The 14,470-nt window shown below is 71.3% G+C and carries 12 protein-coding genes; 11 read left to right on the top strand and 1 reads right to left on the bottom strand.

What is annotated here, in order from left to right:
* Positions 1-21: 21 nt before the first annotated feature.
* From KBY19_RS24310 to KBY19_RS24295, 4 genes are all read left to right on the top strand, one after another.
* Positions 22-1,512, top strand: a complete 1,491-nt coding sequence (locus KBY19_RS24310; RefSeq protein ID WP_210966722.1) for a DUF6716 putative glycosyltransferase — start codon at positions 22-24, stop codon at positions 1,510-1,512.
* A gap of 146 nt (positions 1,513-1,658) precedes the next feature.
* On the top strand, positions 1,659-2,966 hold the full coding sequence (locus KBY19_RS24305; protein WP_210966711.1) for an acylneuraminate cytidylyltransferase: 1,308 nt from the start codon (positions 1,659-1,661) through the stop codon (positions 2,964-2,966).
* A 180-nt stretch (positions 2,967-3,146) separates the two neighbouring features.
* On the top strand, positions 3,147-4,118 hold the full coding sequence (locus KBY19_RS24300; protein ID WP_180289737.1) for an N-acetylneuraminate synthase family protein: 972 nt from the start codon (positions 3,147-3,149) through the stop codon (positions 4,116-4,118).
* A gap of 267 nt (positions 4,119-4,385) precedes the next feature.
* The gene (locus KBY19_RS24295; protein WP_210966710.1) at positions 4,386-5,468 is read left to right on the top strand and encodes a hypothetical protein; all 1,083 of its coding nucleotides are present in this window, start codon (positions 4,386-4,388) and stop codon (positions 5,466-5,468) included.
* Between the two features lie 57 nt (positions 5,469-5,525).
* Here KBY19_RS24295 and KBY19_RS24290 read toward each other — a convergent pair whose 3' ends face one another.
* A complete protein-coding gene (locus tag KBY19_RS24290; RefSeq protein WP_210957165.1) occupies positions 5,526-6,173 on the bottom strand; it encodes an NADPH-dependent F420 reductase in 648 nt (215 codons plus the stop codon).
* Between the two features lie 172 nt (positions 6,174-6,345).
* Here KBY19_RS24290 and KBY19_RS24285 point away from each other — a divergent pair, with 172 nt between their 5' ends.
* The 7 genes from KBY19_RS24285 (at position 6,346) to KBY19_RS24255 (ending at position 14,430) form a co-directional block, all read left to right on the top strand.
* Entirely contained in the window at positions 6,346-6,732 is a 387-nt protein-coding gene (locus tag KBY19_RS24285; RefSeq protein WP_099883596.1) for a helix-turn-helix domain-containing protein, read from the top strand.
* 127 nt (positions 6,733-6,859) lie between these two features.
* Positions 6,860-8,203 carry an amidohydrolase gene (locus KBY19_RS24280; RefSeq protein WP_210966709.1) on the top strand — a complete coding sequence of 448 codons (1,344 nt, stop codon included), beginning with the start codon at positions 6,860-6,862 and terminating at the stop codon, positions 8,201-8,203.
* A 313-nt stretch (positions 8,204-8,516) separates the two neighbouring features.
* Positions 8,517-9,548 carry a BMP family protein gene (locus KBY19_RS24275; RefSeq protein ID WP_099883598.1) on the top strand — a complete coding sequence of 344 codons (1,032 nt, stop codon included), beginning with the start codon at positions 8,517-8,519 and terminating at the stop codon, positions 9,546-9,548.
* A gap of 230 nt (positions 9,549-9,778) precedes the next feature.
* The gene (locus KBY19_RS24270) at positions 9,779-11,497 is read left to right on the top strand and encodes an ABC transporter ATP-binding protein (RefSeq protein ID WP_210966721.1); all 1,719 of its coding nucleotides are present in this window, start codon (positions 9,779-9,781) and stop codon (positions 11,495-11,497) included.
* The gene (locus KBY19_RS24265; protein ID WP_210966708.1) at positions 11,494-12,729 is read left to right on the top strand and encodes an ABC transporter permease; all 1,236 of its coding nucleotides are present in this window, start codon (positions 11,494-11,496) and stop codon (positions 12,727-12,729) included. Before KBY19_RS24270 ends, KBY19_RS24265 begins: the two co-directional genes overlap by 4 nt.
* A complete protein-coding gene (locus tag KBY19_RS24260; RefSeq protein ID WP_099883600.1) occupies positions 12,726-14,021 on the top strand; it encodes an ABC transporter permease in 1,296 nt (431 codons plus the stop codon). Before KBY19_RS24265 ends, KBY19_RS24260 begins: the two co-directional genes overlap by 4 nt.
* Position 14,022: 1 nt before the next feature.
* The gene (locus tag KBY19_RS24255; RefSeq protein ID WP_099883601.1) at positions 14,023-14,430 is read left to right on the top strand and encodes a cytidine deaminase; all 408 of its coding nucleotides are present in this window, start codon (positions 14,023-14,025) and stop codon (positions 14,428-14,430) included.
* The last annotated feature ends 40 nt before the right edge of the window (positions 14,431-14,470 follow it).

The following is a 14,470-nucleotide window of genomic DNA, read 5'->3' as shown; positions in this document are numbered from 1 at the left end:
GCGCCACGCCGGGTAGCCGTTCTGGCGGATTCCGACACCCGGTGGAAATGGGGTGTGCTGACCGCCCGCAGGCTGGCGCCCGAGGCCGCCATCGACGGCCTCCTGCTGCGCGGCCGGGCCACGCCCACCCCGCGCCAGCTCGCCGAGGTCGGCGTCACCGTGGCCACTCTGCGCGAGGTCACCACCGCGGAGTTCCTCCGGGCGGCCGTCGCGCCGGACGCCTACGACGTGATCGTCCTCGCCTGTGTCGGCGGCGCCGTACAGGCCATGCTGCACGGGCTGGGCCGGGCCCTCACCGGCGGAGCGGTTCAGGGCGTCGGGGAAGCGGGGCGGACCGCCGGGGCGAGTGACGCGGAAACCGGCGCAGGCGCAGGCGGCGGGGCAGGCGGCGCGCGAGGTGGGGCGGGCGGCGCAGGAGGGCCTGCGCGCCGCCGCCCCGTGGTCGTCACCGGCTACGTCGGCGTCGTCTACGAGAAGCTGGCCGACGGGCTGCTGCTGCGGCACGGCGCCGACCTCGTCCTCGCCAACTCGCCGTACGACGCCGACCGCTTCCGCGCCGTGTACGAGGGCGTGGGAGCCGACGCCGACAGCGTGGTCGAGTGCGCGCTGCCGTTCCTGGAGGGGACCGGAAGCCCCAAGAAGCCGGCGGAAGGCGCCGCGGACGATGCCGCGGACGGTCCGTTCACGGTCGTCTTCGCCGTGCAGCCCTCCGTTCCGGCCGGCCGCGCCGACCGCGCCTACCTGCTGCGCCGAGCCGTCGGCCACGCACTGCGGCACCCCGAGCGCGACGTACTGATCAAGCTGCGCAGCAAGCCCGGCGAGCACACCACACATATCGAAGAACTGCCGTACCAGAAACTCGTCCGCAAGCTGCCCGGGGGACGCGACGGCGCCGACGGCGGACTGCCGCCCAACTGCCGCCTCGTCTACGGCAACATGGGGGAGATCCTCGACCGGGCACAGCACACCGGCGGCCTGCTGGTGACCGTCAGCTCCACCGCGGCGCTGGAGTCCCTGCACCGATCGCTGCCCACCGCCGTCCTCACCGACCTCGGCGTCCGCGAGGCCCTGGGCAACCACTACTTCACCGGCTCCGGCTGCCTCGCCTCCTGGGACGAACTCGACGACGGCCTGCTGCCGGAAGCCGACGAGAAGTGGGCACTGCGGCAGGGCGTACGCGGCCAGGACGGCTTCGCGACCGCACGCGAGCGTGTGACCACGCTCGTCGCCCGCTCGGCGAGCCGCGGGCTGCCGCCCCTCGCGCCGTACTACACCGTCCGGACCGCCCCCGGCTATCTGCCCGGCATCCTGCGCCGATACGGCCTCGAACCGGACGGTTCGACGTCGGGCGGCGCGGCCGGTGGCGCGGCAGACGGTCTCGAAGCCGCCGGCGGCCTCACAGCCGCCGGGCGCGGTGTCGTACGGCGCGTCGTCCGCGAAGCAGCCCGCGGCGCCTACCGGCACGGCGTCCAGCGGGTCGCTCCGCTGATCCGGAAGGCGGGCGAACTGTGATGCCGGGCCCCGGTCCTGGAGGGGCCCCGGCCGGTTCGGAGGCGTCGGGGTCGTCGGGGGCGCTGAATCCTTCGGTTTCTTCTGCTTCTTCTGTTTTGCCGGAACCCCCTGCCTTGTCCGAGTCCCTGCCTCACTCAGGAGCCAGCATGTCCCCAAACCCCGCCGTGCTCGCGGTGATACCCGCCCGGGGCGGGTCGAAGGGTGTGGCCGCCAAGAACCTCGCCCCGGTCGCGGGCGTTCCGCTCGTCGCCCGCGCGGCCCGCGAGTGCCTGGCCGCGCGGAACGTGACCGATGTCGTCGTCTCCACCGACGACACCGCCATCGCCGAGGCAGCCCGCTCCGCAGGCGCCGAGGTGGTCGAACGGCCCGCCGAGATCGCCGGCGACCTGGCCACCAGCGAGGCCGCCGTCCTGCACGCCATGGAGGTGTACGAGAAGCGGCACCGCAGGCCGCTGCAGACGGTGCTGCTCGTGCAGTGCACCAGCCCCTTCCTCGTGAGGGAGGACATCGAGCAGGTGGCGGCGGCCGTCATCGACGAGGGCGCCGACAGCGCGCTGACGGTGGCACCGTTCCATGGCTTCGTATGGCGCGACGGCACCCCGGCGTCGGACGACGGTTCGGGGGAGACGGCTGCGGGGACGGCAGCGTCCGTAGCGTCTGCGGGGGCCGCAGCCCCCGCCGCGGGCGCGAAAGGTTCGGACGGGGCTTCCGGCGTGAACGGGAGCGCGTACGGCGTCAACCACGACCGCGCCGTGCGCCCCCGACGCCAGGACCGGCCGGAAGACCTGCTGGAGACCGGCGCCGCCTACGCCATGGACGCCATGGGGTTCCGGGAGTCCGGCCACCGGTTCTTCGGGCGGACGGCCGTCGTCCGTACCGACCCGGCCCGCGTCCTGGAGATCGACGACCCGCACGACCTGGCCCGCGCCCGCGCGCTGGCGCCCCTGCTGGACGCGCGCCGTGACGGACCGGGCGCGCTGCCGACGCGTCAGGACGTGGACGCGGTCGTACTGGACTTCGACGGCACCCAGACCGACGACCGGGTCTACATCGACGCCGAGGGACGGGAGACCGTCGCCGTGCACCGCGGTGACGGACTCGGTATCGCCGCGCTGCGCCGGGCCGGCCTGGAGGTGCTGATCCTCTCCACGGAGACGAACCCGGTCGTCGCGGCGCGCGCGGCCAAGCTGCGGCTTCCCGTACTGCACGGCATCGACCGCAAGGACCTCGCGCTCAAGCAGTGGTGCGAGGAGAAGGGAATCGCGCCCGAGCGCGTGCTGTACGCGGGCAACGACGCGAACGACCTGCCGTGCTTCGCGCTCGCCGGCTGGCCCGTCGCCGTCGCCGACGCCCATGACGTGGTGCGCGCCGCCGCGCGGGCCGTCACGACGCGGGGCGGGGGAGCGGGGGCCGTGCGCGAGATCGCGGGGTGGCTGGTGGGGGCGGAGTTGTGAGGGGGCGGGCGCGCGTCTGCTCCCTGGTTGGGCCCACCCACAAAGGAAAGCCCGCGGAGCCCCCGACGCCCACACCCGCCGCCTCCTGACCAGCGCGAACCCTACCCCGATCGCCTCACCACCCACCCCCGCAGACAACCACTGACCCTCTGCACCCACCCAAGAAAGAAACCCCCGGAAATGGTGAACATGTTCAGCAACGCCCAGCCCAACAACGCCCGCCTCCGCGCCCTCGGTACGAAGACCGTCGGGCCGGGCCACCCCGTCTACGTCACCGGCGAGATCGGCATCAACCACAACGGTGACCTCGACAACGCGTTCGCCCTCATCGACGCCGCCGCCGAGGCGGGCTGCGACGCGGTCAAGTTCCAGAAGCGGACGCCGGAGATCTGCACCCCGCGCGACCAGTGGGACCTCGAGCGCGACACCCCCTGGGGCCGCATGACGTACATCGACTACCGGCACCGCGTCGAGTTCGGCGAGGACGACTACCGCGCCATCAGCGAGCACTGCGCCGAGCGCGGCATCGACTGGTTCGCCTCCCCGTGGGACGAGGAAGCCGTAGCGTTCCTGGAGAAGTTCGACGTGCCGGCGCACAAGGTGGCCTCCGCCTCGCTCACCGACGACGAGCTGCTGCGTGCCCTGCGCGCCACGGGCCGCACGATCATCCTCTCCACCGGGATGTCCACGCCGAAGCAGATTCGGCACGCGGTGGAGGTGCTGGGCAGCGAGAACATCGTGCTCTGCCACGCGACCTCCACCTACCCGGCCAAGGCCGAGGAGCTGAACCTGCGGGTCATCCACACCCTGCAGGACGAGTTCCCGAACGTTCCGATCGGCTACAGCGGCCACGAGACGGGGCTGCAGACCACCCTCGCCGCCGTCGCGCTCGGCGCCGTCTTCGTGGAGCGGCACATCACCCTGGACCGCGCCATGTGGGGCTCCGACCAGGCCGCCTCCGTCGAGCCGCAGGGCCTCCAGCGCCTGGTGCGGGACATCCGCACCATCGAGGAGTCCCTCGGCGACGGTGTGAAGAAGGTCTACGACAGCGAGCTGGCGCCGATGCGCAAGCTGCGCCGCGTCAAGGGCGTCGTGGCCGAGGAGGCTGCGGCGGCAGAGGAGACCGGGGCCCGCGAGCCGGTCACGGTCTGACGCGGCATCGCCCTGCCTCCGGCGCCCGCCTCACCCCCACCCCTCCCATCCCCGACCTCCAAGCGGAACGGAGCGTATGCGCACATGTCCCGTAGCCGCTCCGCAAAAGGAGCGCCGAACTGCTCCGGCCAAGACCCAGGCCAAACCCCAGGCCAGGACCCGGGACGGGTCCCGGGCCCAGGCCCACACCAAGGCCCCGGCCAACACCGAGGCCGAGGCCCACGTCCCGGAGCAGAGTCAGACCCCGGGGGCGGAGCCAACCCCGGGATGCGGGACGGGGCCCTCGCTTTCGTCGAGAGCCCCGTCCAGCTCCTCAACGTCCTCGAATGGGCGCACAACCATCCGGCGCCCGACACGGCAACCCCCCTCACCCTCGTGGTGCTGCCCCCGCGCGATCCCATGACCCGGGGGCAGCTGCGCCGGATGGCCGAGCTGGCCCGTGACGAGGGGATCGCGGTGAGCTGGCAGGAGGCCCGCGACGGCGTGGGGGGTGCCGTCGCAAGCCTCCTCGCGCTCGCCCGCAGGCTGCGCAGGGCCCGGACGCTGGTGATCGGCGATCCGTTCTCGCGCTACGTCCAGCTGCTGCTCGCCCTCACCCCCGCCCGCGCCGAGCGGCGGATCACCGTGGTGGACGACGGCACGGCCACGATGGAGTTCGTCGCCCAACTGGCGAGCGGTGAACGCTTCGTGCGCTGGCACAGACGCGGCATGCGGGGCGGGGCGCGCGGGCTGCTGTTCGCGCCGGTCTCCCGTCGCGCACGCCGCCGCCTCACCCCGCGTGCCGACGGCAAGCGGCCGGTGGAGGTGTTCAGTTCGATGCCGGTGGAGCCGCCCGAGAACGTGGTCGTGACGGCCAACGAGTTCGCCTGGACCCGCGCCAGGTTCGGGCCCCCGCGCCTGACCAAGGGCGCCGATCTGGTCGGCACCTCCCTGGTGGAGACGGGCGTGGTGGACACCGAGCGCTATCTGGAGGCCGTCACATCACTGGCCCGCGAGTACGGGGCCACCCGCTACTTCGCCCACCGTCGCGAGAGCAGCGAGAAACTTCAGCAGGTCAGCGCCGCCACCGGGCTGGAGATCGTCCGCCCGGACCTGCCGCTCGAACTGGTCGCCCGCCGCGGTCCGGTCGGCCGTACGATCCTCAGCTTCCCCTCCACCGTCGTCCACACCCTCCCGCTGGCGCTGGCGGGCACCGCCGTGACCGTGGCCGTGTGCGACATCGACCCGGAGTGGCTGTCGCGGACCGCCTCTCCCCGGGCCCAGGGCTTCCTGGCCGGTGTCACCGGTACGGCCCGAGGAGCCCGCCGGCTTCCGTCCGCCCTCCCTTCCCCGCCGGGCCAGAGCGTGTGAGTCCGGCGAGCGGGCCACCGCCGGCGCGAGCTGCCGGTCGGTCGCCCGTCCGGTTCGTCATCGCGGCCCGGCCGCATAGGCCAACGGCGGTGCGATCGCCTGTGCGTCGGCCCTTTCTCCGAGCCACAGCCCGATGAAGAGTGCCGCGGTCGCCTCCAGCAGCCCGGCCCGCTCCAAGCCGCCTCCGGTCACCGGTTCACAGCCCGCGTCGCGCACCAGTTCCTCGACGAGCGCCAGGGCTGCCGCGTCGTCCCCGCAGATCGGAACCGACAGCGGCCGCCCGTCGAAGACCGGCGGGCGCATGCGCCATACGTCCTCATGGCAGAGGTTGAACGCCTTGACGACATGTGCCCCGGGCGCTGCCGCCGCCAGTCGCCGAGCGGCCGAGGGGCCGTCACCGGTCAGCAGCCCGAATTCGGGCCCGACCGGGTTGGAGCAGTCGAGCAGTACCTTCCCGTCCAGGGCCGCGCGCAACTCCTCCGCGACCTCCTGCCCCGCGCCGTAGGGCAGTGCGGCCAGGACCACTTCGCCGAACTCGGCCGCCGTCCGCGGACTCCCCTGCTGTGCGCCGTGCCCTATACGCTCCGCGAGCCGTCGCGCCTTCTGTGCGTCCCGCCCTCCGACGACCACCTCGTGTCCGGCCCGCGCCCAGTGTGTGGCCAGCGCGTCCGCCATGTTCCCCGTGCCCAGTACGCCGATCCTCATCCCACGTTCCTCTCCATGTTCGGTTCGACCGCGTGCGGTCCAACCCCGTCCGGCTCAGCCGCATCCGATCCAGCCGCGTTCGGCCCGTCCCCGGTCGGCTCGACCGCTTCCGGCCCCGGCCGTATTCGGCTCGACCGCTTCCGCAAGGACACTAGGAAGTCCGTCAGGCACCATGTGGTTCGTGACGACGACCGATGCCTTCCTCGCCGACTGCCGGGCCCGCCTCGCCTTCGACCTGCTCTCCAACACCTGGAACGCCGTGGTCCTCTGGGCGCTGCGCGACGGCCCCAGCCGGCACGGTGCGCTCCGCACGAGCATCGGCGGCATCAGCTCGAAGGTGCTCACCGAGACGGTGCGTCGGCTGGAGTTCAACGGTCTGGTGGAGCGGCACGCCTATGCGGAGGCTCCGCCGCGTGTGGAGTACGAGCTCACTGAGCTCGGCCGCACCTTGCTCGGCCCCATCGGCGCCATCGGTGCCTGGGCCTTCGAACACGGGGACGAGGTCATGGCGGCCCAGGACCGCCGAGCGGACGACGCCCCGTCGAGCGGCGGTCGGTAAAACGCGTAGGTATACCCATCCGCATCTGGACATAACCGCCGCCCAGCCTAGATTTTCTTCCCCTGGGAGGTTGAACTTTGGTGGATCTCTAGTCAGTTGCGGTGTCAAGGGGCCTACTCTTCGGACCATGAACGAACTCCTGTCCCCTGCAGCACCGGAGGTAGACGCACGCGGGGCCGCCGGCGTACTTCCCGAGCTGCCCGGCCGGCTGACCGAATCCCTCCGCCGCGAGCTCATTGCTTTCCGTCGCGACCTCCATATGCACCCAGAGCTGGGCAATCAGGAGTTCCGCACGACGACCGCCATCAAGACCAGGCTCGAACGTGCGGGTCTGCGTCCTCGGGTGCTGGCCATGGGCACAGGACTCATCTGCGACATCCACCCGGAAGGGCTGCAGGAGGCGGAAGGGGCGGGGGACGATCCGGGTGCCGCCGCCCAGGGCGCCCCGCCGGGCCCCACCACGGCTCAGGCTCAGTCCCCGGCTGCGCCCGCCGCCCCGCCACCCATGCTGGCCCTGCGCGCCGACATCGACGCGCTGCCCATTCCGGACACCAAAGAGGTGCCGTACCGCTCGACCGTCCCGGGGCGGGCCCACGCGTGTGGGCACGATGTGCACACCACGGTGGTGCTCGGCGCCGGCCTGGTGCTGGCCGAGCTGGCCCGGGCGGGGGCGCTGCCCCGTCCGGTGCGGCTGCTGTTCCAGCCGGCCGAGGAGGTGCTGCCGGGCGGTGCCGCCGACGCGGTGGACTGCGGGGTGCTGGACGGCGTCGGGTCGATCCTCGCGGTGCACTGCGACCCGCGGGTCGACGTGGGGCGGATCGGGTTGCGCGCGGGGCCGATCACCTCGGCCTGCGACCGGCTGGAGGTGGTGCTCAGCGGCGCGGGCGGGCACACCGCTCGGCCGCATCTGACCACCGATCTGGTCACGGCGGCCGCCAAACTGGTCACCGAGGCGCCGGCGCTGCTGGCCCGGCGGGCGGACGCCCGCTCTGGGCTGTCGCTGACCTGGGGGCGGATCGAGTCCGGGCACGCACCGAATGTGATCCCGCAGCGTGCGGAGCTGTCGGGGACGCTGCGCTGCCTGGATCTGCCGACCTGGCGCGAGGCGCCCGATCTGGTGCACGCGGCCATCGACGAGTTGGCGACGCTGCACCGGGCCAAGTGCGAGCTGACGTATGTGCGCGGGGTTCCGCCGGTGGTCAACGAACCCTCGGCGACGGCGCTGCTGCGGGAGGCGATGGCGGCGCGCTCGGGTGCCGCTTCGGTGGAGACGACGGAGCAGAGCCTGGGCGGCGAGGACTTCTCCTGGTATCTGGAGCATGTGCCCGGGGCGATGGCCCGGCTGGGGGTGCGGCCCGTCGGTGACCGCCGTTCCCGCGATCTGCACCAGGGCGACTTCGACGCGGACGAGTCGGCGATCACCACTGGCATCGAACTGTTCACGGCTGCCGCGCTGCTGCACCGTCCCTGACCCACGGCCCGACCCGGACGGCGCCGAACGCGTCACGGCTGCTCCTCGGCCGGAGAGGCCCGGCTCAGCCGGCGAGCCCCCGGCTCCCGGCGAGCCCCCGACTCAACCGGCGAGAACCCGGCGCGGAAGAATTTCCGCAACGGGAGAAAAGGGGCAGTGACGTGGAAGTCGGCGCCGTTCGCGACGATCCGATAACAGCAGTTCCCGTCTTCTTCTGCTGGAAATCTACGCGCGTTAATCTGTGGCCGTCTCAAGGGCCGGAACCCTACTGCGGTGCCGGAACCGGTGCTCCACGACTCGAAGGGGACTCCTGTTGCGTCGGGTAACAAAGCTGGCTGCCGCCGTCACCGCCACTGCGGCTCTCGCACTGACGGCCACCGCGTGCGGTGAGAGCTCTACGGAGTCGGGTGGCAAGAAGAACAAGGGCGTCGGACTCGCTTTCGACGTCGGCGGTCGGGACGACCACTCGTTCAACGAGGCGGCCGCCCGCGGAACCGACAAGGCCGAGAAGGAACTCGGCGTCAAGACCAAGGAGATGACCGCCGGCAACAACGAGACGGAGGAGACCCGCGAACAGCGTCTCACCTCCCTCGCGAAGGCGGGCTACAACCCGGTCATCGGGGTCGGCTTCAACTACGGCAAGTCGGTCAACAAGGTGGCCAAGGACTTCCCCGACACCACCTTCGGCGTGGTGGACGAGCGGTCCCACGCGAAGAACGTCGTCGGCATGACCTTTGCCGAGAACGAGTCGTCCTACCTGGTCGGCGTGGCCGCTGCCAAGAAGACCAAGAGCAACAAGGTCTCCTTCATAGGCGGCGTGGACAACGCGCTCATCCAGAAGTTCGAGGCCGGTTACGTCAAGGGCGTCAAGGACACCAACCCGAAGGCCAAGGTTGAGGTCGACTACCTCTACAAGGACGACGACAAGGGCTTCAACGACCCCGATCGCGCCCAGAAGATGGCCAAGGGCATGCTCGCCCGCGGCAACGACGTGATCTACACGGCAGCCGGCGGGTCCGGCAGCGGCTCCATCGAAGAGGTCAGCAAGAAGAAGGGGGCCTGGGCCATCGGGGTCGACTCCGACCAGTACCGGCAGAAGGGCCTGGAGAAGTACCGGGACGCCATCCTGACCTCGTCGGTCAAGAACGTCGACGTCGCCGTCTTCGAGCTGATCAAGAGCATCAAGGACAAGAAGCCGCTCACCGGCAACCAGACCTTCTCCCTCAAGGAGAAGGGCGTCTCGGTCGCCACGTCCGGTGGCTTCATCGACGACATCAAGGACGACATCGACAAGGCCACCGAGAAGATCGTCTCGGGCGAGGTCAAGGTTCCGACCAGGCCGTGACCTGGTAGGAGCGGCACCGTACGCGCGTGGAGCAGCACTTCGCCGCGTACGGTGCCGCTCGCAGTCCCCCAGTTCCTCTCCACGAGCCGCCACGCCCGTCCGCAACGGCGGCACCACAGCGGCCGGCCTCGGCGCCGGCAAGGGAGCGCGTCAGTCAAGTGTCCAGCGAGTCCAGCGGCAGCAGCGGCGCGCCGTCCGGGGCGGACCAGGGGTCCGCGGCGGCCGTCGAACTGCGCGGCATCACCAAGCGGTTCCCCGGCGTCGTCGCCAACCGCGACATCGACATCCGGGTGGACCGGGGCACCGTGCACGCCCTTGTGGGCGAGAACGGCGCGGGCAAGTCCACCCTCATGAAGATCCTCTACGGCATGCAGCGGCCGGACGAGGGCACCATCAGCATCGACGGCGAGTACGCCGCCCTGCACAGCCCGGCGGACGCCATCGTGCGCGGCATCGGCATGGTGCACCAGCACTTCATGCTGGCCGACAACCTCACCGTGCTGGAGAACACCGTTCTGGGCGCGGAGAAGCTGTACGGCATCGGTGGCCGCGCCCGGAAGAGGATCAAGGAGCTGTCGGACGCCTACCAGCTCGGCATACGCCCCGACGTCCTCGTCGAGGACCTGGGCGTGGCCGACCGGCAGCGCGTGGAGATCCTCAAGGCCCTCTACCGCGGCGCCCGCATCCTCATCCTCGACGAGCCGACGGCCGTCCTGGTCCCGCAGGAGGTCGAAGCGCTCTTCGCCAACCTGCGCGAACTCAAGGCCGAGGGCCTGACGGTGCTGTTCATCTCGCACAAGCTGGGCGAGGTCCTCTCCGTCGCCGACGCGATCACCGTCATCCGGCGCGGTACGACGGTCGCCTCCGTACGGCCCGAGGAGACGACGCCCAAGCAGCTCGCGGAGCTGATGGTGGGCAGCGAGCTGCCGTCGGCCGAGACCCGCGAGTCGACCGTCACCGACGAGCCGATGCTGCGCGTGGAGGGCCTGCACCTGTCGGCCGCCGACCCCGACGGCGGCCGGCGCACCGTCTTGGACGGGATCTCCTTCACCATCCACAAGGGCGAGGTGCTCGGTGTCGCCGGGGTGGAGGGCAACGGCCAGGCCGAACTGGTCGAGGCCGTCATGGGGATGAGCGACCCGGACGGCGGGAGCATCACCCTCGACGGCGCGGACATCTCGCACGTATCCACCCGGGCGAGGCGCGAGAGCGGCATCGGCTACATCCCCGAGGACCGCCACCGGCACGGGCTGCTGCTGGAGGCCCCGCTGTGGGAGAACCGCATCCTCGGACACGTCACCGAGAAGCCCAACGCCAAGGGCCCGGCGCTCGGTATCCCCGGCGCGCCCCAGCTGCTCGCCCTCAAGGAGGCGCGGGCGGACGCCGAGCGGATCGTCGCCGAGTACGACGTGCGCACGCCCGGCATCGAGGTGACCGCCGCCAGCCTCTCGGGCGGCAACCAGCAGAAGTTCATCGTCGGCCGCGAGATGAGCCATGACCCCAAGCTGCTGATCGCCGCGCACCCCACCCGCGGGGTGGACGTCGGTGCGCAGGCCCAGATCTGGGACCAGATACGCACCGCCCGCCGCGAGGGCCTGGCGGTGCTGCTGATCTCCGCCGACCTGGACGAGTTGATCGGCCTCTCGGACACCCTGCGGGTGATGTACCGGGGCCGGCTGGTCGCGGACGCCGACCCGGCGACCGTCACCCCTCAGGAGTTGGGCTCGGCGATGACCGGCGCGGCCAGCGGCCACCTGGAACACCCGGAGGACGACGGCGCGCAACCGCAAGGCGCGGACGGGCCGCAGGACGCGGACGGGACGCAAGGCCCGGACGAGCCCCGGGATGCGGGCGAGCCGCAGGACGCGGACCAGCCACAGGACGCCGACAGCACCGGCAGTACCGAGAGCGCCGACAGCAACGACTCCGAGAGGGGAGGCGACAAATGAGCCGTCTCAGGGAAAAGTTCAGCGCCCAGGCCGTGCTGCAGGCGCTGGCCGCGCCGATGCTCGCCCTCCTCACGGCGTTCTTGCTCTCCTCCGCCGTCATCGCGGCGACCGGCGAGGACCCGTTCCACGCCTTCTACGTGATGATCGACTTCGGTTCGAAGAGCGACAGCCAGGTCTGGATCATCAACAAGGCGATCCCGTACTACCTGTCGGCGGCGGCCGTGGCCATCGGCTTCCGTATGAACCTCTTCAACATCGGCGTCGACGGCCAGTACCGGGTGGCCGCGTTCTTCGCCGCGGTCGTCGGCGGGGCGCTCGCGCTGCCCGGCGTGCTGCAGATCGGCGTGATCATCCTCGTCGCGATGGCGGTCGGCGCGCTGTGGGCCGGTATCGCGGGCGTGCTGAAGACCACACGCGGGGTCAGCGAGGTCATCACCACGATCATGCTGAACTCCATCGCGGGCTCGCTGATCGGCTACTTCCTCTCCGAGGACAAGCTGGCCGTCAAGGACGGCAACCTCTTCCACACGCCGACCATCCCCGAAGCCGCCCGCTTCTTCCTCATCCCGACCACCCCTGACCCGATCTACGGCACCGTGATCATCGCCGTCGTCATCGGCCTGGCCTACTGGTTCGTCCTCGGCCGCACCCGGTTCGGGTTCGACCTGCGGGCGGTGGGCCGCAGCGAGTCGGCGGCCTCCGCCAGCGGTGTCAGCGTCCGCCGGATGGTCGTCACCAGCATGGTGCTCTCCGGCGCCGTCGCCGGCCTGGTCGGTATGCCGACACTGCTGAACAAGTCCTTCAGCTACGGTACCGACTTCCCCACCGGCGTCGGCTTCACCGGCATCGCCATCGCCCTGCTGGGTCGCAACCACCCCATCGGCATGGCACTGGCCGCGCTGCTGTGGGGCTTCCTGGAGCGCACGGGCCTGCAGCTGGAGTTCGAGGGCTACGCCCAGGAGATCGTCGGCGTCATGCAGGGGATCATCGTCCTGTGCGTCGTCATCGCGTACGAGATCGTCCGCCGGGTCGTGCTGCGCAGACAGCAGAGCGCGGTCGGCGCCGAACTGAGCGGACAGGGCGGCCAGGGCGGCCAGGGCGCACCCCGTGAGCCGGGAGGGCCGGGCGATCCGGGTGGGCCGGGCGGCCCCGGTGAACAGGGCGGACCAAGCGGGCCGGGCGACAAGAGCGCAGAGAGCACCCAGGCGAAGAAGGCGGGGACCACCGCATGAGCACCACCATGTCCGCGTCCAAGAACGCCTCCGAGAAGCCCGCGGCCCCCCGCGGCAAGCGCAAGCTGTCCTACCCGCTCGTCCTGCTGCTCATCGCGGGCGGCCTGCTGCTGCTCTCGCTCGTCCGTGCCGTCACCGGTGACGAGCAGCTCAGCAACAGCCAGCAGTTCTCCTCCGCGCTGGGTGCGGCCGTGCCGATCGGGCTGGCCGGGCTCGGCGGCCTGTGGGCCGAACGCGCCGGCGTCATCAACATCGGCCTCGAAGGCATGATGATGCTCGGCACCTTCACCGCCGGCTGGATCGGCTGGCAGTACGGGCCCTGGGCGGCGATCCTCGCCGGCATCATCGGCGGCGCGCTGGGCGGGCTGCTGCACGCGCTGGCCACCGTCACCTTCGGTGTCGACCACATCGTCTCCGGTGTCGCCATCAACCTCCTCGCCCTCGGCCTGGTCCGCTACCTGGCCAAGCTGTGGTTCGGCGCCGAAGGCAGCGAAGCGGCCGCAGCGGGCGGCAACGCCAAACAGTCCCCGCCCATGGACAGCATGCCCACCCTCACCGTCCCCGGCCTCGCCGACGGACTGGGCAGCATCGAGAAGCACCACTGGTTCCTCGTCTCCGACCTGGCGGGCATCCTGCGCGCCCTCGTCCACGAGGTCTCCTGGGTGACGGTGCTGACCGCGCTGCTGTTCGTCGGCAGTTTCTTCGTTCTGTGGCGCTCCTCGTTCGGACTGCGGCTGCGCTCCTGCGGTGAGAACCCGGTGGCCGCCGAGTCGCTGGGCGTGAACGTCTACACCTACAAGTACGCGGCGCTGGCCATCTCCGGCGCGCTGGCCGGGCTCGGCGGCGCCTTCCTCGCCGTGGGCGTGCACATCTACCAGGAGAACCAGACCGGCGGCCGCGGCTACATCGGCCTCGCCACCATGATCTTCGGCAACTGGCGCCCCGGCGGCGTCGCCATGGGCGCCGGGCTGTTCGGCTTCATGGACGCGCTGCGGGTCGTCGGCGGCGGCACCACGGTGCACGCCATGCTGCTCCTGATGGCCGTCCTGCTGGTGGCGCTCGCCGTCTGGAAGCTGCGCAGCGGCGTGCGCGGCGCCCGTATCCAGGCCTCCGTCAGCCTCGTCATCGCCGTGCTGCTCGTGCTGTGGTACGCGCTGACCAACACCGTGGCACTGGAGTTCGTCGAGATGACGCCGTACGTCACCACGCTGCTGGTGCTCTCACTCGCGGCCCAACGCCTTCGCGCGCCACGCGCGATCGGCAAGTCGTACCGTCGAGGCGAGGGAACGTAGCGTGGACGCCGTGCACAAGGCGGACATCGACTGGAACACCCTGCGCGAACAGGCCCGGCAAGCCATGTCCCGCGCGTACGCCCCCTACTCCGGCTTCCCCGTAGGCGCCGCCGCCCTGGTCGACGACGGGCGCACGGTGACCGGCTGCAACGTGGAGAACGCCTCCTACGGGGTCGGACTGTGCGCCGAGTGCGGCCTGGTCTCCGCGCTCTTCGCCACCGGCGGCGGCCGACTGGTCGCCTTCACCTGTGTGGGCGGCGACGGCCACGTCGTCGCCCCGTGCGGCCGCTGCCGCCAACTGCTGTGGGAGCACGGTGGCGGCGCCCTCCTGGTGGAGGCACCCTCGGGGGTGCGGCCCCTCTCAGAACTGCTGGTGGACGCCTTCGGGCCGAACGATCTGGCCCGCTGAGCGCCCACCGGTCGCCGAAAGGAACAGGTACACATCCATG

Origin of the sequence: Streptomyces sp. B15 (assembly GCF_018070605.1) — a bacterium.
In the GTDB taxonomy this organism is placed as follows: domain Bacteria; phylum Actinomycetota; class Actinomycetes; order Streptomycetales; family Streptomycetaceae; genus Streptomyces; species Streptomyces smyrnaeus.
The sequence above is the reverse complement of the archived record's forward strand: the minus strand, read 5'-3'. Positions and strand labels throughout refer to the sequence as shown.

Coding starts and splice junctions, on each gene's coding strand:
- KBY19_RS24300 (WP_180289737.1), top strand. CDS start 3,147: ATGGTGAACATGTTCAGCAACGCCCAGCCCAACAACGCCCGCCTCCGC.
- KBY19_RS24295 (WP_210966710.1), top strand. CDS start 4,386: ATGCGGGACGGGGCCCTCGCTTTCGTCGAGAGCCCCGTCCAGCTCCTC.
- KBY19_RS24305 (WP_210966711.1), top strand. CDS start 1,659: ATGTCCCCAAACCCCGCCGTGCTCGCGGTGATACCCGCCCGGGGCGGG.
- KBY19_RS24285 (WP_099883596.1), top strand. CDS start 6,346: ATGTGGTTCGTGACGACGACCGATGCCTTCCTCGCCGACTGCCGGGCC.
- KBY19_RS24290 (WP_210957165.1), bottom strand. CDS start 6,173: ATGAGGATCGGCGTACTGGGCACGGGGAACATGGCGGACGCGCTGGCC.
- KBY19_RS24265 (WP_210966708.1), top strand. CDS start 11,494: ATGAGCCGTCTCAGGGAAAAGTTCAGCGCCCAGGCCGTGCTGCAGGCG.
- KBY19_RS24280 (WP_210966709.1), top strand. CDS start 6,860: ATGAACGAACTCCTGTCCCCTGCAGCACCGGAGGTAGACGCACGCGGG.
- KBY19_RS24260 (WP_099883600.1), top strand. CDS start 12,726: ATGAGCACCACCATGTCCGCGTCCAAGAACGCCTCCGAGAAGCCCGCG.